Source organism: Massilimicrobiota sp. mt181, from assembly GCF_055420065.1.
In genome coordinates this window covers 82,399-104,614 of sequence record NZ_JBVAYN010000008.1, presented here as the reverse complement: position 1 = coordinate 104,614, position 22,216 = coordinate 82,399, and the positions used below count along the sequence as shown (strand labels likewise).

Below are 22,216 nucleotides of genomic sequence, written 5' to 3'. Positions count from 1 at the left end.
ACATATATTTATGAAATTATGATATATCATGACTATCAATATATTCATACATTTTCCTTGCACACTCAATGGATAATTTTTCCATATATCCTTTAGGATCACCTAAGTATATATATAACCACGTTCTTATAGGCATATGTTTTAATATATCCATTGTCGTTTGTGGATACTGATATATCCATATTTTTTCTGGAATCACTTTTTGTTGTTTTTCTTTTTTTAAATAAGCAACAAAATAGTTTGCTTCTCCAGATTCAGAAGAATACATATCAATATGGCTATCTCTGTTATCTTTATTTTCTTTAAGTGTTTCATTCGTAAATTAAAGTATAACACAATATCCATAAACTTTGATATATGTATCATCTTCTATATATCCAAATGGATGATAGGCTGAAGTTGTTAAATCAAAATGTGATAGTACTATTGTTTTCATATATTCATCTGGTTCTATCATTGTTTCAAGACATTCTGTCACAGCCCAATCAACTTCTTTAGGCAATTCAACTGATAAATTCAAACAATAATGATAGATTTGTAATAATCCTATAATCATTGCAATAGTCATGATAGATATGATTGTGACTTTCTTACCTTTTTCATCTTATTCTTTCCCTTTTATCATTTTGAATAATCTTAAAAAATCCTTATTTTCTATTCTTGATGCTATTATCATATACATAATCATGTAATTGCTGTTGCATTTCTTTGACATGTATTTCATCATATTTGTGAGGGTCACCTATCAGTATGAAAGGCCATGTCTTTATTGGAAATTTCTTCAAAGTATCTAACGTGGAGTCATTGATTGAATATTGAGTCCATATTTTATCAGGAATCACGTTTCCTTGTGTATCCTGCTTCAAATAAGCTAAAAAATATCCACTAGATCCCAATCTACAAGTAAAATTATTATTTTCTCTATAATCATCAATACACTCCTCATCCAATTTCATTAAATCAAATACTCCGTAAACTTTAATAGATTTATTATTAACAGTATATCCAAAAGCATGATAAGCTGATGTAGAAAAAACGAAATCCACATCCTCATATTTACCAGGAAAGTACTTATTAGGATCTATCATTGTTTCAAGTCCCTCTTTAACGGCAGAATCCATTTCTTCAGGCAATTCAACTGATAAATTCATAGAATAATGATAGATTTGTAATAACCCCATAATCATTGCAATAATCACGATTGATATAATTGTGACTTTTTTATTTATTTTCATTTTGTTCTTCTCCTTTCTTATATAATTGATTATAAATGATTGAAATTGAGACAATTATTATTGATAAAACAATTATATGATTTATGAAATCACATATCTTTAAAAACACTTTAATATTTTCTTAATAACTCTTTAATACATTCGACATTTTTCTGATCATTTTGAGAAATAGAAATCTATATTTTTTGAACATTCTCACTCTTAAGCATTATGTTTACATATAACGATAAAAAGGGATTTCCCGTAAAACTTATTCATTTTGGAAAACCCCCGTGACAAATTAGATTATCAAATTTAATAAATCTTATATAAAAGAACACCCTTGTTTTAAGATATAGGTATTTCTTTTATTGCGTTTTTCTTGGCAATTTGGCCAGCCAGATTGTAAAATTATTTTCTAGCCTAAAGACATTTCATCATGAGCTTGCTCAATGCCCAACAAATAGTTAGCTATTTCTTTGTATACATCCTGTTCTAACAGACAGGTATCACGTAGATATGCTCTATCCCTATCATACTCTCTTAAACCTCTGATATAAAAGTTCTTGTTCTGATCTCTAATAATAAAAGGACAGATATTGTTTTTTAGACATTCTTTAAACATGATGATTCTTCCAACTCTACCATTCCCATCTCCAAACGGATGTATTCTTTCAAATCTAACATGAAATTCAATGATGTCTTCTAATTCTACTTGATCTAATTCATTATACTCTTCTAGAAGTTCATTTAATTCTTCTGATACCCTTTCAGGTGGTGTCGTCTTTATTACATTTATAAGACCAATGATATTGGGAACTGTTTTGAAGCCTCCAACATTATATCTAGGATTCAATTCATCAGATGTTCCTCTTTTCAAAATAACGTTCATATCAATAATCATTTGCATAGTGAGAGGATCATCATAATGTTTAAGCATAAAATCAAATAATCTAAAATGATTGGAAGCCTCGATAAGATCATCTATTTTTATTGACTCTTCTTTTTTAGCAATAAAGGAATTTGTTTCAAATATCATTTCAGTTTGATCTTCTGTTAAACGACTTCCCTCCATTTTATTTGAATTGTATGAAAAATTAACTTGTGTCCAATGATAGAGATTTCCTTTCATTTTAGACTTCATCTGTTCTATAAGTTCATTCACTATTTTTTGAACATTCATATAAACAATCCTTTCTTAGCATAATACGAATTACGTTTATTATAGCAAAAAATATTTCAAACAACAAATCAGACCATATCTTCTTCATATGATTAAAAATAAATTAAGTTTATGTAAATTTTATTGATTTATCAAATAAAATTATTTATTGTTTATATAGAAGGTGAAAAAAATGAAAGAACATCATTACATTGTATTTGGTTTATGTTTTTTTATATTCATATTAGGAAAACTTTTAATCACTATCATTCCTGGAAATGAAATAGCCAATGCTATTTTGTTTTTAGCAGCCACTATTATAGCTGCTATGTATTATTTCCACAAACAAAAACTCAATTAACTTTATACCATTTACAATAAAAGTATATCTCTATATTATTACCCAAAGATATACTTTTATTATACTTTCCTATACAAATATTCGACTTTACTTTTATTAATAAAAACATATATCAAATAAATATTTGACATAGATATTAGATATTCTCATTCATATCATATTGTATCTTGCTTATAACCATTATTAAAAAGAAATATCTCTAATATCATAAAATGAAATTCTTTGATTATCAATAAACAAAACTTTATGATATTCTGAATCTATTTTTGTAATGATTCCTTGTATTGTCTGGTATTGATGGTGTGTATAGTAGACAATTGTCACAAACATACCTTTTTGAAGTTGCTGAAATAAACAGTTCAATCTTTCACATTCATCTTCCATCAATTCTTTTTTATAAATAGGTTGTTTTTCTTTTTCATGAAGGTATTCTCTAAATCCACGTAAAGAATCAAATGGTTGAAATTCTACAGCATCATTATGATTTTTATTCTGCATTATGTCCTCCTATTAACTGGTGTCGCTGTTTTGCAGTGGCTTTATCTAAAACATTCATCGCTTTTAAAACAGCATCCTTACCATACTTATTTTTAATTTGAATAATGGATTGTTGTAACTGTCTTTCTTTAAGCACTTCTTCATAGTCAGTAAACAAATCATAGGCTTCATATCTTTCATCAATAACTTGACCAAAACCAATAGAAATCTTTCTAATTTTCTGATTCTTAAATGTTGTAGATTCAAACAAGTCAATAAATTCCTTAACCAACAGACGATAAGAATTTGTCACAACTGAAATCTTACGACTACCTCCTGTCGAAGGAAGTGATATATCTACATATCTAATATGTAAAGAAATATGATTAGTCACTAATCCTTGTTCAACAAGTGTCAAAACATTATCCTCTACCATTTCTTTTAAAACCAGCAAAGCATCCTGATCAGTATAATCTCCAAACAGAACTTGTCCATTAGAGATAGAGCGATGTTGTGGTTGGTAATTTTTAATTTGTTGGATAGTGACAGGTTCTTTACCCCAAGCATGACGAATCAAAAAACGTGCATTCACACCAAATTCTTTATACAAGATATCTTCAGGGCAATGAGCGATTCCTTTCATATTGACAATGCCGAGTTTATATAAACGTTTGGCTATCCCCTTACCTACCTGCCAGAAATCTGTGAGTGGCGTATGTTCCCATAATGTCTTTTGATATATCTGTTCATCTAAATAAGCCATATGACTTTTCACATGCTTAGCGGTAATATCCAAAGCCACCTTAGCCAAATAAAGATTCGTACCAACACCACATGTAGCAGGAATTCCTGTTGTTTTATAGACATCATCGATAATCATCTGAGCTATTTCTTGAGCATTTTTATGATAATAATTCAAATATTCTGTGACATCTAAAAAAGCTTCATCAATAGAATATACATAAATATCTTCCTGGCTTAAGTATTTTAAATATAAGCCATAAATATTAGCTGAATACTCCATATAAAGTTTCATCCTTGGTTTCGCCACAATATAGTGAATATACTTTGGTATTTCAAATAAACGACATCTATTTTTGACCCCTAATTCCTTCATATGTGGAGAAACAGCTAAACAGATTGTACTATTTCCTCGTGAAATATCAGCCACCACAAGATTAACTTTGTAAGGATCCAAACCTCTTTCCACGCATTCTACTGAAGCATAGAAAGTTTTAAAATCGATACACAAATAATATCTCATACACAACTCACCACCTTACAAAGTTATTATACAAAAGAAAAGTTGCATAATCAATGCATTTTATGCAACTTTTCTATACAATATTTTCCATTTCTAAACTTGATGTTTCACACGATCTCGTTCCTCGGCTCTCTTGGCATCATTAAAGCGGTCCAATGTTCCTACTAAATAACCTGTAATACGTCGAATTCTCTGAATGGGTTCTGGTTGTAAATGATAGTGAAGATCAACAAATTCTCCATCAATCGTCAATGTTAAGGCAGTTAAAGTTTCATGAGGATATTTCTTTTTGACATACTGGATATATTCTTTGATTTCATCTTCACTCATTTCACCATTCAAAACTTCAACATCAACCTGATTAATGACTTCTTTCATATTCATCACCTTCTTTATTTCATTATAGAAAATATCATTCTAAAAAACAAATGAAATGACTGTTTGGTTCTTGAAAAAATTGAAAGAACTATTATACAATAGACATAAAAAAGTGAGGTGTTAATAAATGAAAAGAATTACAAGCTTTAGTGTTGATCATACCCAATTAAAAAAGGGAGTCTATGTTTCAAGGGTTGATGATCATCTGACAACCTATGATATCAGAATGTGTGAGCCTAATGTTGATGAACCTTTAGACCCTAAGGCTGCTCATACAATTGAACATATCGGAGCAACACTTTTAAGAAATGGTACTTATAAAGAACAGATTATTTACTTTGGTCCCATGGGTTGTATGACAGGGTTTTATTTGATTACAAAGGATTTAGATTTTGAGACAATCAAAACATTGGTCAAAACGACTTTTGAACAGATTGCTCATTGGGATCAAGACATACCTGGTGCGAAAAAAGAAGAATGCGGTAATTATACATATATGGATTTAACCAAAGCAAAGCAAGCTGCTCTCTTTTTTATCAACAGTTCATGGGAACATGTTTATCATTATCTTTAAAAGGAAATGCAAGATGATCTTGCATTTTTATTTTCCGTATTTTTTCTGATCTTCTGCAATATTACCATGATGTTGTAATGATTTTTCCGTATATTGCATAATTTCAAATTTATTACCATCAGGATCATGAATCCACATCTGCCATGTTTCTGATTGACCCTTATTAGGTTCAATATCTATGTCAACACCCGCTTTGACAAGCTCTTCTCTGGCCGCATGAATATCATCTACCATTAAAGCAAAATGTGAATAACCAAGTCTTGTATCTGGTGCTTCATGTGCCTGTTGTCCATCAGCTTTTGGGAAAAGCTCTAAATATTGTCCAGGGGCCAGTTCAATAAAGATATAGGCAATACCTGTTGGATCTGTTTCAGCTCTTTGTGCCCAGGCTCCACGATTGGGATTACCCTTATAGGCATCATAACGCATAATGATCTTTGCCTTTAATCCTAATTTGTTTTCATAAAAATCTCTCATTGCATCCATCTGATCTGTATAAAATGAAAGATGCATAATTTCATTAAATTTCATATTTTCATCTTCTTTCCTTATCTTTGATCAGCAGGAAATTCAACGCCTGCTGATTTTCTAGCAAGTGTTGCAATTTTCATCGCAATCAAGCTTTTTTTCATCATTTCTTGAGCTCTATCAAAATCTTTTTGTTCAAAGATTTTGACAAACTCTACAAATTCAAAATACATACGATGTTGTCCATGTTGTTCATCATAATCATATTCACTTTTATCATTTTTTAACAGTTTAAATCTTGAAGTATTATTCGCTGGAGTATCTAAAACAAGACATCCCTGATCTCCTTGAATGCTTGTCATAATCGGTGCTTTACAATCTTTGGCACCAATCAAAACAGCTTTAAATGTTCCATAATCTAAAGTGATAATTCCTGAAGTATCAATACCTTTTTCAATATTGGCCTGATATTCAACATGCTGTGGTTCACCAAATAAAGCTACTAATAAATGAATATTATAAATATTTAAATCCATCAAAGCGCCTCCAGATTTGTTGACATCAAATGCTGGTAAAATTTTTCCTTCCTTAAATGCATTATAACGAGAAGAATATTGTGAATAATTAGCCGAAACAATTTTGACATTGCCAACTTTGCTCAATAATTCTTTCATCTTTAAAACATTTGGTAAATATTGTGTAGAAATCGCTTCTAACAAGAGAAGATGTTCTGCTTTTGCGACAGCATTTAATTCTTCCAATTCTGCAACGTTAGAAGTAAATGGTTTTTCACAGATAACATGTTTATGAGCTTTTAAAGCTTTCATACTCATTTCATAATGTAAATGGTTATTCACAGCTATATAAACGACTTCTACCTGTTCATCCTTTAACATTTCATCATAATTGACATATGTAGAAGTAATATGATGTTCTTTAGCCATATCTTCAATCTTTTCTTTTTCTTCTGGCAAAGCACAAATGGCTGTCAATTCTACACCCTCGACCTGATGAATGAATGTCAATAAATCATGAACAATCATGCCAGCTCCTAAAATTCCAACCTTCATTATTTAGCCTCCTTAGCAACTTTTGTCGCTTCTTCAATAATTTTTAATACTTCAATGACTTCTTCATCTTTGACAACTTTTTCTCCACCATTGAAGATGACATCATATAAATTGTCATAGATGAGACCATAATCTTGAATTTCTGTAGGAACTTTCTTTGTAATATCCTGACCATTTTCATCAATATAAGATAAAGTTCCCCATTTATCTTCTGGTAAAGGATCAAAACTAATTTCAACTGGTCCAGGTTTTGCTTTTTGAGAACTTTGATGTCCTAAAGCTGGCATTAGGAAGCTTCCCTTACGTCCATGTACAATAAAGCGTGGATAATCCAATTTCACATAATAACTCGTTTTGACAATAGCTTTCATGCGATCATAGAAGAAATCAATATCATAATAATCATCTGATTCACCCGGATGATCAAAACTACGACAGTCATAAACAATTTTCTTTGGTTTACCAAATTGTCCAATAATTTGATCAATTGGATGAACAGCTAAACCATAAAGAATTCCAAAACCAACATGATCCGCAATAGATGGACGATAATAATCATAATGTGATTCCACTTCTAAGATTTCTCCTAGCACACCAGATTCAATCACTTTTCTAACTGTACGCATATCAGCATCAAAACGTCTGTTTTGATTAGCCATTGCAACTAATCCTTTTTCTTTAGCATAAGCAAACACTTCACTGGCTTCCTTAGCAGTCATCGCAAATGGCTTTTCACATAAGACGTTTTTATCATGCTCCAATGCCTGCATTGTATAAGAGACATGGAACTGATCTGGTGTATTGACAACAATCAAATTAACTTCTGGATCATTCATCACCTGATCGATATCTGTTGTAAAAGTGATATCAGGATACCATGTTTCTCTTTCTTCATCTCCAACTCTATCTTCTTCTCTACGATAGATATATTTGACCTTAATGGTGTCTTTTCTTCTTTCAACATAAGGTAAATGGTAACGACACACACTATTACCAAAACCAATATAAGCAACAACTAACATTTTATCTTCCTCCTTTATTTACCTTCATTTTATAAAAGAGAAACAATAAAAAATAGACAATGAAACCAAAAAGAAATCCGATTTCATCCGTTATTTTCAACGATGAAATTCAATTTCAAAATCAGCGCCTTGGCGTTGCCATCTGAGCCCAAGTATACGCTTTTCCTTTCAATGTGATAGACATCTGATAGATATTTTCAGGCCATGTTCCGCCACCAAATCCACCATCACCAATCGCATGAACATCACAGCCTGTCTGCTTCATCATCAATGTAATTTGACGAATCGTATCTACATCCGCAGCTTCAACATTGCTATTTAAAAAGGACATCGCTAAAGCACCTTGACGATGCGTATACTCAATCAATTCACGAATACGTTCAACAGTGATTCCATGGCGTGATCCTGGAGCTGGAAAATCAATAATGTCAGCACCAGAATGAATCAGCTGATCAATTGTTTCATAAGCATCATAATCAGCCAGCGGATCTCCTAGAACCTTTTCAACAATGCCATCTTCCCATTTTCCAGCAAAAATCAACATATCATCTCCACAGACTTCACGAGCAATTTTGGTCCATTTGATAACATCTTGAATAGAAGTCCCGCTACCTGGATTCCCACCTAAAATCAAAAACGATACACCCCATTCTTTAATTTTTTGAAGATTTTCACGTGTACAAACCATACCTTTTAAATCATAAAAACGGGAACTATTCAAATCAATATCTGCACGTGGACATCCTAGATAGATACCTACCGGTCTGCCTCCTACCAGATCTTTAAGACCCTGATAATCAAAGCCTTGCAAACCTGGACAGCTTTGAGGATTATGAAAATCAAAACCATTTAATAAAACCATATCTGCTCCAAAAGCAAACATTAATTCCGTACTAGTACAATTGGGAAATAAAATAGGATTTTTTAAATATGTCTGTCCCATCAGGACACGTCCTTCTGATTTTAAGATAGATTCTTTTAAATCTCTTCCCGAATAAGTAGAAATCTGTGAAGGCTTAGCACTAATTAATCTTGTAATATTGTCATGTAATTCCATTATATATTCTTCCTTTCTTTATTTTATGAGAAAACGTTTTCTCTTTTGCTTATTCTATGTTAAAATAATAGCGAGGTGATTCCATGATTCAAGATTATATTCAACATGTTAAACTGACACCCCAAGAAAAAGTGATTGTCAGTTATATTCAAGAACATCCCGAATCCGTTTTACAGCATAACGCAAAAGAGCTTTCCAAGCTCATTTATGTCAGTCCTCCGACAATGGTTCGTTTCGTCAAAAAATTAGGTTTTCAAGGTTATCATGATTTTCAAATGACTTATAGTCAAGAACATATGATGTTTAATGAAACAAAAGATTATCGCATTGATCAAAACAGTTCAATCAAAGATATCATCGATGTTTTACCAGACATCTATTATCATGTTTTTATGGAAACCAAGAAATTGACAAAGACTGAATCTTTTATTAGAACTGTCAACTATATGATGGAAGCCAAACAGATTGATTTTTACGCTAATGACAACAATTATTCTGAGATTCAATCAGCTTGTTTAAAACTCTCCAATATAGGTATTCGTGCTCAGGCTTTTAATACTTTGAACACTTCTTATTTAGAAGCCATTCGTCCTGCTGATATTCTCTCTTTTGTCGTTAGCCATTCCGGCAACAACAAAACAATGGTTGATGCTGCATACGCCTTAAGAAAAAAACGTATTCGTGTGATTGGAATCACAGGTAAATTAGATCCCACTTTAGATTTAATCTGCAATGAAAGCTTATATATTGATTCCTATCGTCATCATTTACCTTTTGGAATCACGTTATATGGCATGTCCATTCATTACATTATTGATGTTCTCTATACAGCTTTATATTTTAAAAAGAATAGCAGTAAAGGAATATGATCAAACATATTCCTTTTTAAATGATTAAATCTCTTCACCATTAGAACGACAAACTTTCTGATAATAATAAAACGAATCTTTTTTATAGCGTTTAAATGTTCCCTGACCACTATCATCAACATCAACATAAATAAATCCATAACGCTTTCTCAGTTCACCAGTAGAAAAAGAGACCAAATCAATACAACTCCACATTGTATATCCCATTAAATCAACACCTTCTTCAACAGCTTCTTTCATACATTGAATATGTCGACGATGGTAATCAATACGATAGGGATCATGGATTGTTCCATCTTCTTCTAACTGATCGATAGCTCCCATTCCATTTTCGACAATTAATAAAGGAATCTGATAGCGATCATAAAGTTCATGTAAATAATATTTTAAACCTTGAGGATCAATCTGCCATCCCCATTCTGTTGCCTCTAAATAAGGATTTTTAGCACCTAATGATAAATTTCCTGTACTTAATTCATGATTATCTTGATGTGTTGTCGCACAAGAAGACATATAGTAAGAAAAGGCAAAATAATCAGCTTTTCCATTCATTAAATCTTGTTTATCTTCTTCACTGATTTCTATGTGAACACCTTGTTCTTGAAAGATTCTTTTGGCATAAGATGGATAATATCCTCTTGCCATGGTATCTCCAAAGAAATAGAAATTATCCTGCATCTTCTTTTGTGCTAAAGATACATCTTGAGGATCACAAGTTAATGGATAAACACATTGTCCTGCAATCATACAACCCACTTTATAATCTGCACTGATTTGATGTGCCATCTGAACAACTTTGGCCGCAGCGACCATCTGATTATGAGATTCTTCAAAAACACGTTGACGATCTTTTTGTGTCACTGTTGGGTTTCCATCCATAAACATCTTTAAAACATTCAATTCATTAAATGTAATCCAATATTTCACAAGTCCCTGATATTCTTCCATACAGACTTTATTAAAAGCCACAAATTCATCAATCAACTGACGATTTGACCAGCCTCCAAAATCTTCCACAAAAAATGCTGGCATATCATATTTATACATTGTGACAATGGGTTCAATATGATATTTTTGTAATTCTAATAAAACATCACGATAATAATCAACACCTTCCTGATTGATACCACCTTCAATACCATGAGGTAATATTCTTGCCCATGAAATCGTCAGATTTAAAGCTTTAAAGCCCATCTCTGCAAGCAAAGCAATATCTTCCTTATAATGATGATAAAAATCAGAAGCAAAATGATTTGGATAAATTTCTCCATCTTTAAAAATATATTTTGCGCCTTCAGGCATTTGTCCACTGTATTGTAAAACTTGCCCTATTTGCCCATCAGGTGTCTGATAATAAGCATATCTGAGTTTATCTTTATTTCCACCTATATAATAATCAGGTTCAACTGGTGATTTCCCACCTTCATTCCATGCGCCTTCAATTTGTGTGGCACTAATATCTCCACCCCATAAAAATCCTTCAGGAAAACTCATTTTCATTTCCTCCTTTATTTTCCTTAATAGCAATGTATCTGAAATATTACCTAAATATTTCAGATACAAATTCACTCTTTATTAATCTAAATCTTGACCATCAGAGGCAATCACTTTCTGATACCAGTAGAAAGAATCTTTTTTAATACGATGAAGATCACCGACACCATCATCATTCATATCGACATAGATAAAACCATATCTTTTATCCATCTGCCCTGTTGTAAATGAAACCAAATCAATTGGTCCCCATGTTGTATATCCAAAAATATCAACACCTTCATTTCTTGCTTTCATCAAGCTTTGAATATGACTTCTTAAATAATTAATACGATAATCATCATGAATAGACCCATCTTCTTCCACTTTGTCATGTGCCCCCAAACCATTTTCTACGTCAAAAATAGGGACTTGATATCTATCATATAAGAAATGCAGGAAATATTCATAACCAACAGGATCAATCTGCCAGCCCCAGTCACTGGCTTTTAAATATGGATTCTTGAGATCTACAGAAGCTCCTGCTGCTCCTAGTGATTCTCCTTCATTCTCATGCGTTGTCACAACATTAGACATATAATATGAATAAGCTAGAAAATCAGCTTTTCCTTCCATTAAATCTTGGCGATCGGCATCACTGATCTCAAGCTGAACATTGTTCTCCGCCCAGATTCTCTTGGCATAAGAAGGATAATATCCTCTAATCATCGTATCTGCACAATATCCAAACTTATTCTGGAATTCTTTATAAGCATAAATCACATCATCAGGATCACAAGTATATGGATACACACAGAAACCTGCAATCATGCATCCAACACTGATATTTTCATCAATTTCATGAGCTGCCTTAACAGCCTGCGCTGAAGCTACCATTTGGTTATGCAATTCTGTAAAGGCAACCTGCTTTCCATCTTGTCCATCAAAATGAAGCAAAATATTAATTTCATTAAATGTTAACCATTTATCAACGAGATCCTTATATTCAGTAAAACAAACTTTCGCAAATTCAACAAACTGATGAATCATTTCTCTATTTGTCCATCCACCATATGTTTCTTCCAGATAGACAGGTTCATCATACTTATATAAAGTAATCACAGGATCCATTCCATATTTGCGACATTCCTTAAAAACATCACGATAAAACTCAACACCTTCCTGATTCACACCACCTTCAACACCATGTGGAAAAATTCTGGCCCAGGAAACTGTTGTATTAAAAGTTGTAAATCCCATTTCAGCAAATAATGCGATATCTTCTTTATATCTATGATAAAAATCAATTGCCACATGATTTGTATATTTCACATCATCAAACAATGCATATTTGGCACCTTTTGGTAAATGATCAAATTGACGCATTTTACCTCTTGTCCCATCTGCATTTAAATAATGGATATAACGGCGATCTTTTGTTGTTCCAGCATCACCGAAATCAACTTGAACAGGACTCTTTCCACCTTCATCCCATCCACCTTCAGCTTGGGCAGCACTGATAGAACCACCCCATAAAAATTTATCTGGAAAACTCATTGTTTCTTCCTCCTTTATTTTTTACATCTATAATCAACAATTGGGTCAAAAATATCATACTGATTGTTTTGTTTATCTATATATCAATCAAGGAGAGGTTTGGATTTTCACTGATAAGCACGTACACATAAACATTTTCAATCAGTCGTTTCCAATTGTTGATTATAGATACTTTATATATACTTAAGATATTGAAAACTAACGATTTTTTTGTCTTTCTTCAATATCTTTGAGCATATCAATTCTCACCTGGTGTCTACCACCTTCATACTCACCACTCAGCCATGCATCTACAATCATTTTTGCTAATTCTATACCAACAACTCTGGCTCCAAATGCCAACATATTGGTATTGTTATGCTGGCGTGACAATAATGCTGAGTATGGTTCACTACATGTTACACATCTGATTCCATTAACCTTATTGGCTGCTAATGAAATACCTACACCTGTTCCACAGATGACAATCCCTTTATCCACTTCACCACTGACTACTGCATTGGCTACAGCTTCTCCAGCCACCGGATAATTGAATCTTTCTGTAGAATCAGTCCCATAATTAATTACTTCATAACCATACTTTTCTTTGATATATTCACTGATCTGTTTTTTATACTCCACAGCAACATGATCATTTCCAATTCCTATTTTCATCATATATCCTCCTATCTATTCACACTTGCCATTCTAAAATATGTATATTGTTTTCCTTTTAATGAAACAGATAACTGATGGATATTTTCTGGTGAAGTACAACCACTAAACCCACCATCACCAATGGCATGAATATCAGCTCCTGTTTCTTTCATTTTTAATGCAATCAAACGAATTGTATCGGAATCCGCACATTCAACAGAACTGTTTAAAAATGTCATAGCCAACGTTCCCGGTTTATAGCGATGAATATATTCAACCAGTTCTCTTATCATTTCTGTTGTAATACCATGTCTTGACCCTGGTGCTGGCAAATCAATGCAATCCGCACCTGCATCAATCAATTCTTTAATAATGGCTTTGCTGTCGTAATCAGCAAGGGGATCTCCCAAAACTTTTTCATCAACTCCATCTTCCCATTTTCCTGCAAATACAAAGATTGAGTCCTGAAATTTTGCTTTGATTCTTTTTGTTGCTTCAACAACATCATAAATGGAAGTTCCACTTCCTGGATTACCACCTAAGACAATAAAATCCGCACCTAAATCAATACATTTTTGAACGTGTTCATCACTTGCCAGCATACCTTCTCTACGATAGAGAGCCTTTTTTTCACCATCATCACTGCCAGCTTTCGGACATCCTAAATAAATACCAATGGGGCGACGACATTTTTGTTTCAATTCCTGAAAAGACAAACCACAAAGGCCAGGATTTTGATCAAGATGATCTAAATCAAAAGTATTCAACATCACCATATCAGCCCCAAAAGCAAACATCAATTCACTATTCGTCACACCTCTTACTAAACCACTTCCTGCAAACAAGAGATGTTGTCCCATGACAACACGCCCTTCTGATCTCAAAATGGATTCTTTAAGTTCCATTGGTGACATTTTTTCAATATCATCACCTGTTGCACTTATTAAACGTGTTATAGCCATAGTTTCCCTACTTTCCTAAAACCTGTAAAGCATGATCAAGAACTTTCGCTCCATTCATCATACCATAATCCTGCATATTGATGACTTCTACTGGTTTATTCGCATATTTCTTTTGAACATTTTTTAGTTGATAACGTACTTGTGGTCCAAGCAATATGATATCAGCCTGATCTCCATATTTTTCAATATCTCCAACAGGATGAGCTTCAATATGTACAGATAATCCCTTCTCTTTTGCAGCATCTTCCATACGTGTCACAAGCAAACTTGTAGACATTCCTGCTGCACATACTAATAAAATATTCATTATAGCCTTCCTCCTTTATTTTATAGCTTTCTAAGTTCCTGACAAATCTCCTGATAACTCTTTTCTTTTCCAAATAAAGCTGATGTTCCTAAGATAAAACCATCAACACCTATTTTGGATAAAGTCGCAATTCTTTCTGGTGAACAAGCCCCATCAATCATGACCTTATATCCATATTGGTCTTTCACCTCACAAAATTGTTCAAATTTATGATCAACGAAAGATAAATATTTTTGTCCTGCAAAACCTGGATTCACACTCATAACCAAAACATAATCGACAAGACTTAATGTTTCTTTCACAGTTTCAAAAGATGTTCCTGGATTCACTGCAATACCTGCTTTGACACCTGCATCTTTAATCATCTGTAAAGTTCTTGTAATATGATGATCAGTTTCAGGATGAACATAAATAATCTGAACACCAATATCTGCAAATTTTTGAATATAATCACTTGGTTTTGTAACCATTAAATGAACATCACATGGCTTTGTTGCTGTCTTCACGATATATTCAATATCTTGAAGTCCCATTCCAAAATTAGGAACAAAACTGCCATCCATGACATCTAAATGAAAAATGTCAATGCCACCTTCTTCTAAATCTTTCACTTCTTTTTCTAAATGCCCAAAATTGGCACACATCATACTCGGACATAATAATTTTCCCATAATACCCTCCTAAAGCAAACGTTTACTCAAACGATAAAATTTCTTGTTCTTCTAGACATATTTTAATCAATATGAGTAAACGTTTCCACACATGTTCATGGCACACATTGTGCCATGATAAAAAAGTGTTCATAACATCAAAGAAAGTAGAATTTTTGCATCCTACTTTTTTGTTTTCCATTAAGATTTTTCTCTAATGAAACGCTGATACCAATAGAAAGAATCCTTAGGTATACGTTTTAATGTCCCACTACCATCATCTTGGCGATCAACATATATAAATCCATAACGCTTAGACATATATCCTTCACTCGTGGAAACGACATCCATCGCCGCCCAAGTTAAATATCCTATAACATCAACACCATCTTCAATCGCAAGTTCCATCTGTTCAATGTGTTTTTGAAGATAATCAATTCTATAATCATCATGAACTTTTCCATTTTCTACCTGATCATAAGTTCCTAATCCATTTTCGACAATCATGATGGGTTTTTCATATCTTTCATACATCTGATTCAGCATAATTCTTAATCCTACTGGATCTATCGTCCAGCCAAAAGGAGTGGTTTCCAGTTTGGGATTGGTTGTGATTCCTTCACTGGAAGCGACACCACTTTTATAGTATGAAACGGCAATAAAATCCAAGGTATTCTCTTGAATCATCTGAATATCTTCTTCAAGCATTTCTATATGATATTGTTGGAGTTCTTTTAAAAAATAATAAGGAAAATGACCTTTTACCATCACATCCGTATATCGATAATTACTGCGATCTGCTTTCATCATCAACTGATAATCCTCTGGCGATGATGTCAGTGGATAACATGGTGAACCTGCTACCTCACAGCCAACTTTAAGTGTAGCATCTGTTTCATGGCAAATTTTCACTAAAATAGCATTGGCCAACAATTGATGGTAAGCACATTGATGAAGAATTTCCTCTCTGTTTTGTCCCTTTTGAACAATTGTTCCAGAGACCATATATAAAGCATGATTCATAACATTGATTTCACAAAAGGAAATCCAGTATTTTACACGATCATGATATCGATGAACAATCGTTTTGACATAATGTTCATAAAGTTCTACAACTTTTTTGTTATAGAAACCATTATATTTTTCTACAACCCATACAGGCATATCAAAATGAATCGTTGTAATAATGGGTTCAATATGATGTTTGATTAATTCATCAATGACATGATCATAAAACTGTAATCCTTCTTCATTGGGTGTCAAAGAATCATCTAAAAAAATTCTTGACCAAAGTATGGAAAAACGCAAAGCTTTTAATCCCATTTGAGCATATAATGCAATGTCTTCCTTATAATTTTCATAAAATTCTACACCTTTTTGAGAAGGATAAAAACCTGTAGGCCTTTCCATATAGATGCCTGGATTATCTAAATATTGAAAACGTGTGTCCTTACCAGAAGGAATTAAATCGACAACAGTTTCACTTCTGGAATCATACCCACCTTCACATTGACCTCCACTGATAGAACTTCCCCATAAAAAATTCTTTGACATTATTTCATCCTCCTTAACTCATCAATTACATCACTTAAAGATGGTAAAACATCCATAGTCATACGTGCATGTTTCTCATCTGGCTGCTTTAAGTCTGGAATGCAAATGACAGGTATCTTAGCACGATAGGCTGCTTCAATGCCCGTTTCACTATCTTCTAATACCAAAGCTTCATTAGGATGAATGGAAAGTTCTTCACAGGCTTTTAAAAAAATATCAGGAGCTGGTTTTCCCGCTTTGACATCCGTTCCACATACTACCACATCAAAATATTTGAGAACAGAATACGGTTGAAAAAGACGCTGAACTCTTTGTCTATCACTAGAAGTCGCAATAGCCAATTTTATATCTTGTGTTTTTAAGTATTGCAGTAATGCTTTTAATCCTGGTTTTAAGGGAACGACCTGATTTTCCCATTTTTCATGAAAGTTTTGAAAATATTCCTTAAAATCTTCATTTTGAAAGTCAAGATGATAGTGCTCTCTCATCGAATTCAATGCACCATCGATGGATTTTCCAGTAAAACAAAGACAATAATCATCAAGTGAGAGATGAACACCTATTGTTTGAAAAAATCTGCTGAAGAATTGATAATTCACGACTTCTGTATCAATCATCAATCCATCCATATCAAAAATGACAGCTTTAACCATTATTCATACCCCTTAATCAGTAAATATCTTTTGTGTAGAACCACATCCCACACCTGCTCTATCGATTCCTAATTCAATCAATTCAATAAGACGTTCTCTAGAACGTACACAGCCAGAACCTTTGACTTTAATTCTTCCATCAGCCTTTTCAACAAGATATTGGATAATCTCAGGTGTTGCTCCAACATTATGGTCACCCTTAAAATAACCTGTAGATGTTTTAATAAAATCAGCATGTCCTTTCACACAGCATTCTAACGCTTCCCCTGCTTCTTCTTGAGTAAGAGCATCCGTTTCGACAATGACTTTTAGTCCGACATGATTTTGATGGCAGATTTCACTGACTTGTCTAATTTCTTCACTGACATAATCAAAATCTCGACTTTTGATTCTGCCATAGTTGGCAACCATATCTATTTCAAAAATACCACCTGCATGAATAATATCTCGGCACTGTTGTACTTTAGTCAAACTCTGACTTGAACCAAATGGAAAATCCAATACAACACATAATAATGTTTCACTGCCCTGAATGCAATCTTTAGCGATTTCAATTGCATCTGGATTGACACAGACTGTTTTGCATCCTAAACGCACACCAACCATAATATTGTCTTTCAGCTGTTTGACTGTCATAGCTGGATCAAGTACAGCATGATCAATATATGCTGCTAATTCTTTATTTGTATATGTCTTCATTGTGCTCCCTCTTTTCTTTATATAATCATTGAGAAAAGAAATCACTCATCAACGAGTGATTTCCTAACTAATCTAAATCTTCACCATTTGAACGAATAACTTTCTGATACCAATAAAATGAATCTTTTCTTGAACGATGTAAATCACCATGACCCTGATCATCCATATCAACATATATAAATCCATATTTTTTATCCATCTGTCCTGTTCCTGCAGAAACCAGATCAATACATCCCCAAGTTGTATAACCAAAAAGATTCACGCCTTCTTCAACAGCTTCTTTCATACGTTGAATATGTTGGCGATGATATTCAATTCTATCTTTATCATGGCAAATACCATCTTCACCTTCTGATTCAATCAAACCAATTCCATTTTCTACATCAAATAAAGGAACTTGGTAACGATCATTTAAAATATGTAAGAAATGTTTAAATCCTAATGGATCAATTTGCCATCCCCAAGCATTAGCTTTTAAGTATGGGTTCTTCACTGTACCTAAAACATTACCACCTGTGATATTAGACTGTTCTGCTTCATGCGTCGTCACAGTACCTGAAGAATAATATGAGAATCCCAAAAAGTCTGCCTTTCCTTCTTTCAAAGTACGTTTATCTTCTTCACTGATATGCAAGTCCACATCCCATTCTTTCCATACACGTTTGGCAAAGCTTGGATATTCTCCTCTGACTTGTGTATCTGCACTATAACAGAAGAAATCCTGGAATTTCTTATAGCATGCGAATGCATCTTCTGGATCTGGTGTTAAAGGATAAGACATATTTCCACAAATCATAGCTCCAACTTTTAGATTTGGATCAATTTCATGAGCCACAATTGTTGCTTTTGCTGCAGCGACCAATTGATTATGTAAATAAAACAAATTGCGCTGTGCCTTTTCTTTTGGTGTATCATCACCTGGCATGATGATATTAATTTCATTAAAAGTCATCCATTTATTGACTAAATCTTTATATTCTGTAAAGCAGACTCTCGCAAATTCAACGAATTCATCAATCATGGCACGGTTTGTCCAACCACCATGCTGTTCATTTAAAGAAACAGGTTCATCATACTTATACAAAGTAATGACAGGATCCATACCATATTTACGACATTCCATAAAGACATCTCGATAGAAATCCACACCTTCTTGATTCACTCCACCTTGAATACCATACGGATAGATTCTTGCCCAAGAAATAGATGTATTAAATGTTGTATACCCCATTTCTGCCATCAAAGCAATATCTTCCTTATAATGATGATAAAAATCACTAGCAACATGATTTGTATAATGCAAATCATCAAAAAGCTGATATTTGGCTCCCTTTGGTAACTCATCAACAGGTTCCCAAGTCATATGTGCTCTTTGACCATTTTCATCCAAATACCATATCTGACGACGCTGTGTTGTTGATCCTGCCGTACAATAATCTACAGAAACAGGTGATTTTCCACCTTCATTCCATCCTCCTTCAATCTGAGCAGCACTCACTGAACCACCCCATAAAAAATCTTTAGGAAAACTCACGATTTTATTCCTCCTTTATCTTTTGATATTTCTATTGTAAATCACTCTTTTCCTAGTTTCGATATATGTTATCGGCACAATGTGTGCCATAAACAAAAAAAGATTTCCTCACAAGAAGAAATCATTCCTTTGAAAAACTGTTTCTTATTTTTTCAATCAAATCAATACAATCAATAGAATCCTGTAAACTCATACGGGGACTTTCCACAAGTCCTTCCTTGAGACAGCGATGCACTTCTTCAATTTCTCCAAAGAAATCATCATTAACATAAGGTTTTTCAATATGATGTGCATTGCCCTCAACATCGATAATCGTGGCCTCTGTAGGACGATAAAAAGGCTGTGCTAAAATTTTTCCTTTAGTTCCTATTATTTCTAAAATAGGATCTTTCTTTTCATCAAAAGCCATTTCCATCAAAGCTTTTTGACCACTTTCAAAAGTGATTGTCACCTGATCATGACTATCCACCCCATAGCGAAATTGTACCTGAGAATCAATAGAAGCTACTGCAGAATGAATATAATCCAAAGTACTGGCGACATTATAACTGCCCACATCGTTTAAAATTCCACCCTGCTGGTGATCAAACAAATAATGTCCTTCTAAATAATCCCTATTATAACAAAATCGTGTTTCAACACTTAACAGTTCACCAATTTCTTTGTTTTCTAAACATTCCTTAATATCTTGAATCAAAGGAATAAAACGTGTTTTCATAGCTTCCATAAAAAAAGTTTGATTCTTCAAAGCTTCCTGTTTTAAATCTTCCATCTGCCATTTATAAAGTGTTGCCGGTTTTTCACAAAGAACTGCTTTATGATGTTGGAGAGCTTTTTTGGCCCAGCGATAATGATCAATATGTCTCATAGCCAGATACACTGCATCGACGTTATCATCATCTAATAATGCTTCATAATCATGATAAACCAACACATTTGGATGGTCTTTTAAAAATCTTTCACATTTGCTTTCTGTATAAGAAGCTGCAGCATAAAGTTGACCATTTTCACTCTTTTCTAAACTTCTCATAAAGCGTTGTGCAATATTTCCTATTCCCAATATTCCCCATTGAATCATAAGTCCATTCCTCCTTGTGCTTTATTATACCTCTTTTGATATATCTCATCTATGTAGATTTTTGTCATATTTTATGACTAAAGAATATTCTATCACAAAATATGTTTTTTCTAGGAAAAAGTTATAAAAAAATATATAATAAATTTAGGAGTTGACATTTTATGGATAAAAAAAAGAGTTTATCAATAAAAGAAATAGCAAAACTGGCCAATGTATCTGTGGCTACAGTTTCACGCGTTATTAATAATAATGGTCGCTTTTCTGAAGAAACAAGAATCAAAGTTCAAAAAATTATTGATCAATATGGATACAGAGCTAATATGGCAGCAAAAAGCTTGAGAATGTCAAAATCAAAAACAGTGGGTGTTATTGTTCCCAATATTAACAACGAATGGTTTTCCCATCTTGTTTTAGAAATCGAAAAATATTTTTTTGAAAAAAATTATTCTGTTTTTATATGCAATACTTCGCAAACTGAAGAAAAAGAAATTGCTTATTTTAAATCTCTTGATTCTAAACTGGTAGATGGGATCATGTGTATATCTGGAAGTGAAGAACTACCAACCAATATCATTACAAGAGATATTCCCATTGTCTGTATTGACCGAAAGCCTAAATATCACCATAACGTTTATTATGTAGAATCTAATCACTATAGTGGTGGCTATCTAGCAACTGAAGAATTGATTAAAAAAGGTTGTAAACGGATTGCAATTATTTCGCGTAATAAATCCTTATCAGTGAATCAGCAACGACTGGAAGGATATCGTCAGGCTTTAAAAGACTATGGTCTTGTCGCTCATAAAGAATTACAGATTTTATTGGATATTTCATCTTCTAATTATGATGGTGCAAAACATGCGACTGAAAAGCTCATTCAATCAGGCATTCCTTTTGATGGCATCTTTGCAACTAATGATTGGCGAGCTTATGGTGTCTTAGTCGCCTTAGCAGAAAATCATATTCGTGTTCCTGAAGACGTGAAAATCATTGGATTTGATGACATTCCTATTTCTTATGCCTGTCAGCCATCATTATCAACAATTCATCAAAATACCAAACAGCTTGCCCAAAAAGCCTCTGGCTTATTATTATCATTAATGAATGGAGAAACTGTAAATAGCGATGAAAAACACTATATTTTACCTGTAGAATTGATTCAAAGAGATTCTACAAGCTTATAAAAAGGGCTAAAGC

The 22,216-nt window shown here is 33.2% G+C and carries 26 protein-coding genes; 4 read left to right on the top strand and 22 right to left on the bottom strand.

The annotated features are described in order from the left end of the window. Positions 1–16: 16 nt before the first annotated feature. The 4 genes from ACZYT4_RS06565 to ACZYT4_RS06550 all read right to left on the bottom strand — a co-directional run bounded on the left by ACZYT4_RS06565 (position 17) and on the right by ACZYT4_RS06550 (position 2,397). Positions 17–268: a hypothetical protein gene (locus ACZYT4_RS06565; RefSeq protein ID WP_463783765.1), complete on the bottom strand. Its 252-nt coding sequence runs from the start codon at positions 266–268 to the stop codon at positions 17–19. A gap of 54 nt (positions 269–322) precedes the next feature. After that, positions 323–556, bottom strand: coding sequence for a hypothetical protein (locus tag ACZYT4_RS06560; RefSeq protein WP_463783763.1), 234 nt, complete (start codon positions 554–556; stop codon positions 323–325). A 91-nt stretch (positions 557–647) separates the two neighbouring features. Then, entirely contained in the window at positions 648–1,235 is a 588-nt protein-coding gene (locus ACZYT4_RS06555) for a hypothetical protein (RefSeq protein ID WP_463783761.1), read from the bottom strand. A gap of 397 nt (positions 1,236–1,632) precedes the next feature. Continuing rightward, on the bottom strand, positions 1,633–2,397 hold the full coding sequence (locus ACZYT4_RS06550; protein ID WP_463783758.1) for a Fic family protein: 765 nt from the start codon (positions 2,395–2,397) through the stop codon (positions 1,633–1,635). 172 nt (positions 2,398–2,569) lie between these two features. Here ACZYT4_RS06550 and ACZYT4_RS06545 point away from each other — a divergent pair, with 172 nt between their 5' ends. Beyond that, the gene (locus ACZYT4_RS06545) at positions 2,570–2,737 is read left to right on the top strand and encodes a hypothetical protein (protein ID WP_463783756.1); all 168 of its coding nucleotides are present in this window, start codon (positions 2,570–2,572) and stop codon (positions 2,735–2,737) included. A 183-nt stretch (positions 2,738–2,920) separates the two neighbouring features. On the opposite strand, the gene ACZYT4_RS06540 is transcribed toward ACZYT4_RS06545, so the two are convergent. From ACZYT4_RS06540 to nrdD, 3 genes are all read right to left on the bottom strand, one after another. Then, positions 2,921–3,235, bottom strand: a complete 315-nt coding sequence (locus ACZYT4_RS06540; RefSeq protein ID WP_463783752.1) for a YolD-like family protein — start codon at positions 3,233–3,235, stop codon at positions 2,921–2,923. Further along, complete coding sequence (locus ACZYT4_RS06535) at positions 3,225–4,478, bottom strand: Y-family DNA polymerase (protein WP_463783750.1); 1,254 nt, start codon at positions 4,476–4,478, stop codon at positions 3,225–3,227. The genes ACZYT4_RS06540 and ACZYT4_RS06535 overlap by 11 nt, the downstream gene beginning before the upstream one ends. A gap of 93 nt (positions 4,479–4,571) precedes the next feature. Further along, positions 4,572–4,856, bottom strand: coding sequence for an anaerobic ribonucleoside-triphosphate reductase (gene nrdD, locus ACZYT4_RS06530; protein WP_463783747.1), 285 nt, complete (start codon positions 4,854–4,856; stop codon positions 4,572–4,574). A 127-nt stretch (positions 4,857–4,983) separates the two neighbouring features. Here nrdD and ACZYT4_RS06525 point away from each other — a divergent pair, with 127 nt between their 5' ends. Continuing rightward, positions 4,984–5,430, top strand: a complete 447-nt coding sequence (locus ACZYT4_RS06525) for an S-ribosylhomocysteine lyase (protein WP_463783745.1) — start codon at positions 4,984–4,986, stop codon at positions 5,428–5,430. 27 nt (positions 5,431–5,457) lie between these two features. On the opposite strand, the gene ACZYT4_RS06520 is transcribed toward ACZYT4_RS06525, so the two are convergent. The 4 genes from ACZYT4_RS06520 to ACZYT4_RS06505 all read right to left on the bottom strand — a co-directional run bounded on the left by ACZYT4_RS06520 (position 5,458) and on the right by ACZYT4_RS06505 (position 9,047). Beyond that, complete coding sequence (locus ACZYT4_RS06520; protein ID WP_463783743.1) at positions 5,458–5,961, bottom strand: VOC family protein; 504 nt, start codon at positions 5,959–5,961, stop codon at positions 5,458–5,460. Positions 5,962–5,978: 17 nt separating this feature from the next. After that, a complete protein-coding gene (locus ACZYT4_RS06515; protein WP_463783740.1) occupies positions 5,979–6,968 on the bottom strand; it encodes a Gfo/Idh/MocA family protein in 990 nt (329 codons plus the stop codon). Further along, a complete protein-coding gene (locus tag ACZYT4_RS06510; RefSeq protein ID WP_463783736.1) occupies positions 6,968–7,990 on the bottom strand; it encodes a Gfo/Idh/MocA family oxidoreductase in 1,023 nt (340 codons plus the stop codon). Before ACZYT4_RS06510 ends, ACZYT4_RS06515 begins: the two co-directional genes overlap by 1 nt. A gap of 121 nt (positions 7,991–8,111) precedes the next feature. Beyond that, the gene (locus ACZYT4_RS06505; RefSeq protein WP_463783735.1) at positions 8,112–9,047 is read right to left on the bottom strand and encodes a DUF7916 family protein; all 936 of its coding nucleotides are present in this window, start codon (positions 9,045–9,047) and stop codon (positions 8,112–8,114) included. A gap of 83 nt (positions 9,048–9,130) precedes the next feature. On the opposite strand from ACZYT4_RS06505, the gene ACZYT4_RS06500 reads away from it, so the two are divergent. Next, positions 9,131–9,916 carry a MurR/RpiR family transcriptional regulator gene (locus ACZYT4_RS06500; protein WP_463783733.1) on the top strand — a complete coding sequence of 262 codons (786 nt, stop codon included), beginning with the start codon at positions 9,131–9,133 and terminating at the stop codon, positions 9,914–9,916. A 24-nt stretch (positions 9,917–9,940) separates the two neighbouring features. Here ACZYT4_RS06500 and ACZYT4_RS06495 read toward each other — a convergent pair whose 3' ends face one another. From ACZYT4_RS06495 to ACZYT4_RS06445, 11 genes are all read right to left on the bottom strand, one after another. After that, complete coding sequence (locus ACZYT4_RS06495; RefSeq protein WP_463783730.1) at positions 9,941–11,410, bottom strand: glycoside hydrolase family 1 protein; 1,470 nt, start codon at positions 11,408–11,410, stop codon at positions 9,941–9,943. An 81-nt stretch (positions 11,411–11,491) separates the two neighbouring features. After that, complete coding sequence (locus ACZYT4_RS06490) at positions 11,492–12,946, bottom strand: glycoside hydrolase family 1 protein (RefSeq protein ID WP_463783728.1); 1,455 nt, start codon at positions 12,944–12,946, stop codon at positions 11,492–11,494. A 198-nt stretch (positions 12,947–13,144) separates the two neighbouring features. Beyond that, complete coding sequence (rpiB, locus tag ACZYT4_RS06485; RefSeq protein WP_463783724.1) at positions 13,145–13,600, bottom strand: ribose 5-phosphate isomerase B; 456 nt, start codon at positions 13,598–13,600, stop codon at positions 13,145–13,147. A gap of 11 nt (positions 13,601–13,611) precedes the next feature. Then, on the bottom strand, positions 13,612–14,544 hold the full coding sequence (locus tag ACZYT4_RS06480; RefSeq protein ID WP_463783722.1) for a DUF7916 family protein: 933 nt from the start codon (positions 14,542–14,544) through the stop codon (positions 13,612–13,614). Positions 14,545–14,551: 7 nt separating this feature from the next. Further along, positions 14,552–14,851, bottom strand: a complete 300-nt coding sequence (locus ACZYT4_RS06475) for a PTS sugar transporter subunit IIB (RefSeq protein WP_463783717.1) — start codon at positions 14,849–14,851, stop codon at positions 14,552–14,554. Between the two features lie 20 nt (positions 14,852–14,871). Then, positions 14,872–15,522, bottom strand: coding sequence for a ribulose-phosphate 3-epimerase (gene rpe / locus ACZYT4_RS06470; protein WP_463783714.1), 651 nt, complete (start codon positions 15,520–15,522; stop codon positions 14,872–14,874). Between the two features lie 180 nt (positions 15,523–15,702). Continuing rightward, complete coding sequence (locus ACZYT4_RS06465; protein ID WP_463783713.1) at positions 15,703–17,055, bottom strand: glycoside hydrolase family 1 protein; 1,353 nt, start codon at positions 17,053–17,055, stop codon at positions 15,703–15,705. Then, complete coding sequence (locus tag ACZYT4_RS06460; RefSeq protein ID WP_463783710.1) at positions 17,055–17,708, bottom strand: HAD family hydrolase; 654 nt, start codon at positions 17,706–17,708, stop codon at positions 17,055–17,057. The genes ACZYT4_RS06465 and ACZYT4_RS06460 overlap by 1 nt, the downstream gene beginning before the upstream one ends. A 12-nt stretch (positions 17,709–17,720) precedes the next feature. Next, on the bottom strand, positions 17,721–18,407 hold the full coding sequence (gene deoC, locus ACZYT4_RS06455; protein ID WP_463783707.1) for a deoxyribose-phosphate aldolase: 687 nt from the start codon (positions 18,405–18,407) through the stop codon (positions 17,721–17,723). A gap of 67 nt (positions 18,408–18,474) precedes the next feature. Beyond that, positions 18,475–19,941 carry a glycoside hydrolase family 1 protein gene (locus ACZYT4_RS06450; protein ID WP_463783705.1) on the bottom strand — a complete coding sequence of 489 codons (1,467 nt, stop codon included), beginning with the start codon at positions 19,939–19,941 and terminating at the stop codon, positions 18,475–18,477. Positions 19,942–20,062: 121 nt separating this feature from the next. Further along, complete coding sequence (locus ACZYT4_RS06445; RefSeq protein ID WP_463783701.1) at positions 20,063–21,019, bottom strand: Gfo/Idh/MocA family protein; 957 nt, start codon at positions 21,017–21,019, stop codon at positions 20,063–20,065. Between the two features lie 161 nt (positions 21,020–21,180). Between ACZYT4_RS06445 and ACZYT4_RS06440 the strand changes: the two genes are divergently transcribed. Then, on the top strand, positions 21,181–22,203 hold the full coding sequence (locus ACZYT4_RS06440) for a LacI family DNA-binding transcriptional regulator (RefSeq protein ID WP_463783699.1): 1,023 nt from the start codon (positions 21,181–21,183) through the stop codon (positions 22,201–22,203). The last annotated feature ends 13 nt before the right edge of the window (positions 22,204–22,216 follow it).

Excerpts from the sequence above, each read along its gene's own strand:
- ACZYT4_RS06565 (WP_463783765.1), bottom strand. The coding sequence starts at position 268 with ATGTATTCTTCTGAATCTGGAGAAGCAAACTATTTTGTTGCTTATTTA.
- ACZYT4_RS06560 (WP_463783763.1), bottom strand. The coding sequence starts at position 556 with ATGATTATAGGATTATTACAAATCTATCATTATTGTTTGAATTTATCA.
- ACZYT4_RS06555 (WP_463783761.1), bottom strand. The coding sequence starts at position 1,235 with ATGAAAATAAATAAAAAAGTCACAATTATATCAATCGTGATTATTGCA.
- ACZYT4_RS06550 (WP_463783758.1), bottom strand. The coding sequence starts at position 2,397 with ATGAATGTTCAAAAAATAGTGAATGAACTTATAGAACAGATGAAGTCT.
- ACZYT4_RS06545 (WP_463783756.1), top strand. The coding sequence starts at position 2,570 with ATGAAAGAACATCATTACATTGTATTTGGTTTATGTTTTTTTATATTC.
- ACZYT4_RS06540 (WP_463783752.1), bottom strand. The coding sequence starts at position 3,235 with ATGCAGAATAAAAATCATAATGATGCTGTAGAATTTCAACCATTTGAT.
- ACZYT4_RS06535 (WP_463783750.1), bottom strand. The coding sequence starts at position 4,478 with ATGAGATATTATTTGTGTATCGATTTTAAAACTTTCTATGCTTCAGTA.
- nrdD (WP_463783747.1), bottom strand. The coding sequence starts at position 4,856 with ATGAAAGAAGTCATTAATCAGGTTGATGTTGAAGTTTTGAATGGTGAA.
- ACZYT4_RS06525 (WP_463783745.1), top strand. The coding sequence starts at position 4,984 with ATGAAAAGAATTACAAGCTTTAGTGTTGATCATACCCAATTAAAAAAG.
- ACZYT4_RS06520 (WP_463783743.1), bottom strand. The coding sequence starts at position 5,961 with ATGAAATTTAATGAAATTATGCATCTTTCATTTTATACAGATCAGATG.
- ACZYT4_RS06515 (WP_463783740.1), bottom strand. The coding sequence starts at position 6,968 with ATGAAGGTTGGAATTTTAGGAGCTGGCATGATTGTTCATGATTTATTG.
- ACZYT4_RS06510 (WP_463783736.1), bottom strand. The coding sequence starts at position 7,990 with ATGTTAGTTGTTGCTTATATTGGTTTTGGTAATAGTGTGTGTCGTTAC.
- ACZYT4_RS06505 (WP_463783735.1), bottom strand. The coding sequence starts at position 9,047 with ATGGAATTACATGACAATATTACAAGATTAATTAGTGCTAAGCCTTCA.
- ACZYT4_RS06500 (WP_463783733.1), top strand. The coding sequence starts at position 9,131 with ATGATTCAAGATTATATTCAACATGTTAAACTGACACCCCAAGAAAAA.
- ACZYT4_RS06495 (WP_463783730.1), bottom strand. The coding sequence starts at position 11,410 with ATGAGTTTTCCTGAAGGATTTTTATGGGGTGGAGATATTAGTGCCACA.
- ACZYT4_RS06490 (WP_463783728.1), bottom strand. The coding sequence starts at position 12,946 with ATGAGTTTTCCAGATAAATTTTTATGGGGTGGTTCTATCAGTGCTGCC.
- rpiB (WP_463783724.1), bottom strand. The coding sequence starts at position 13,600 with ATGAAAATAGGAATTGGAAATGATCATGTTGCTGTGGAGTATAAAAAA.
- ACZYT4_RS06480 (WP_463783722.1), bottom strand. The coding sequence starts at position 14,544 with ATGGCTATAACACGTTTAATAAGTGCAACAGGTGATGATATTGAAAAA.
- ACZYT4_RS06475 (WP_463783717.1), bottom strand. The coding sequence starts at position 14,851 with ATGAATATTTTATTAGTATGTGCAGCAGGAATGTCTACAAGTTTGCTT.
- rpe (WP_463783714.1), bottom strand. The coding sequence starts at position 15,522 with ATGGGAAAATTATTATGTCCGAGTATGATGTGTGCCAATTTTGGGCAT.
- ACZYT4_RS06465 (WP_463783713.1), bottom strand. The coding sequence starts at position 17,055 with ATGTCAAAGAATTTTTTATGGGGAAGTTCTATCAGTGGAGGTCAATGT.
- ACZYT4_RS06460 (WP_463783710.1), bottom strand. The coding sequence starts at position 17,708 with ATGGTTAAAGCTGTCATTTTTGATATGGATGGATTGATGATTGATACA.
- deoC (WP_463783707.1), bottom strand. The coding sequence starts at position 18,407 with ATGAAGACATATACAAATAAAGAATTAGCAGCATATATTGATCATGCT.
- ACZYT4_RS06445 (WP_463783701.1), bottom strand. The coding sequence starts at position 21,019 with ATGATTCAATGGGGAATATTGGGAATAGGAAATATTGCACAACGCTTT.
- ACZYT4_RS06440 (WP_463783699.1), top strand. The coding sequence starts at position 21,181 with ATGGATAAAAAAAAGAGTTTATCAATAAAAGAAATAGCAAAACTGGCC.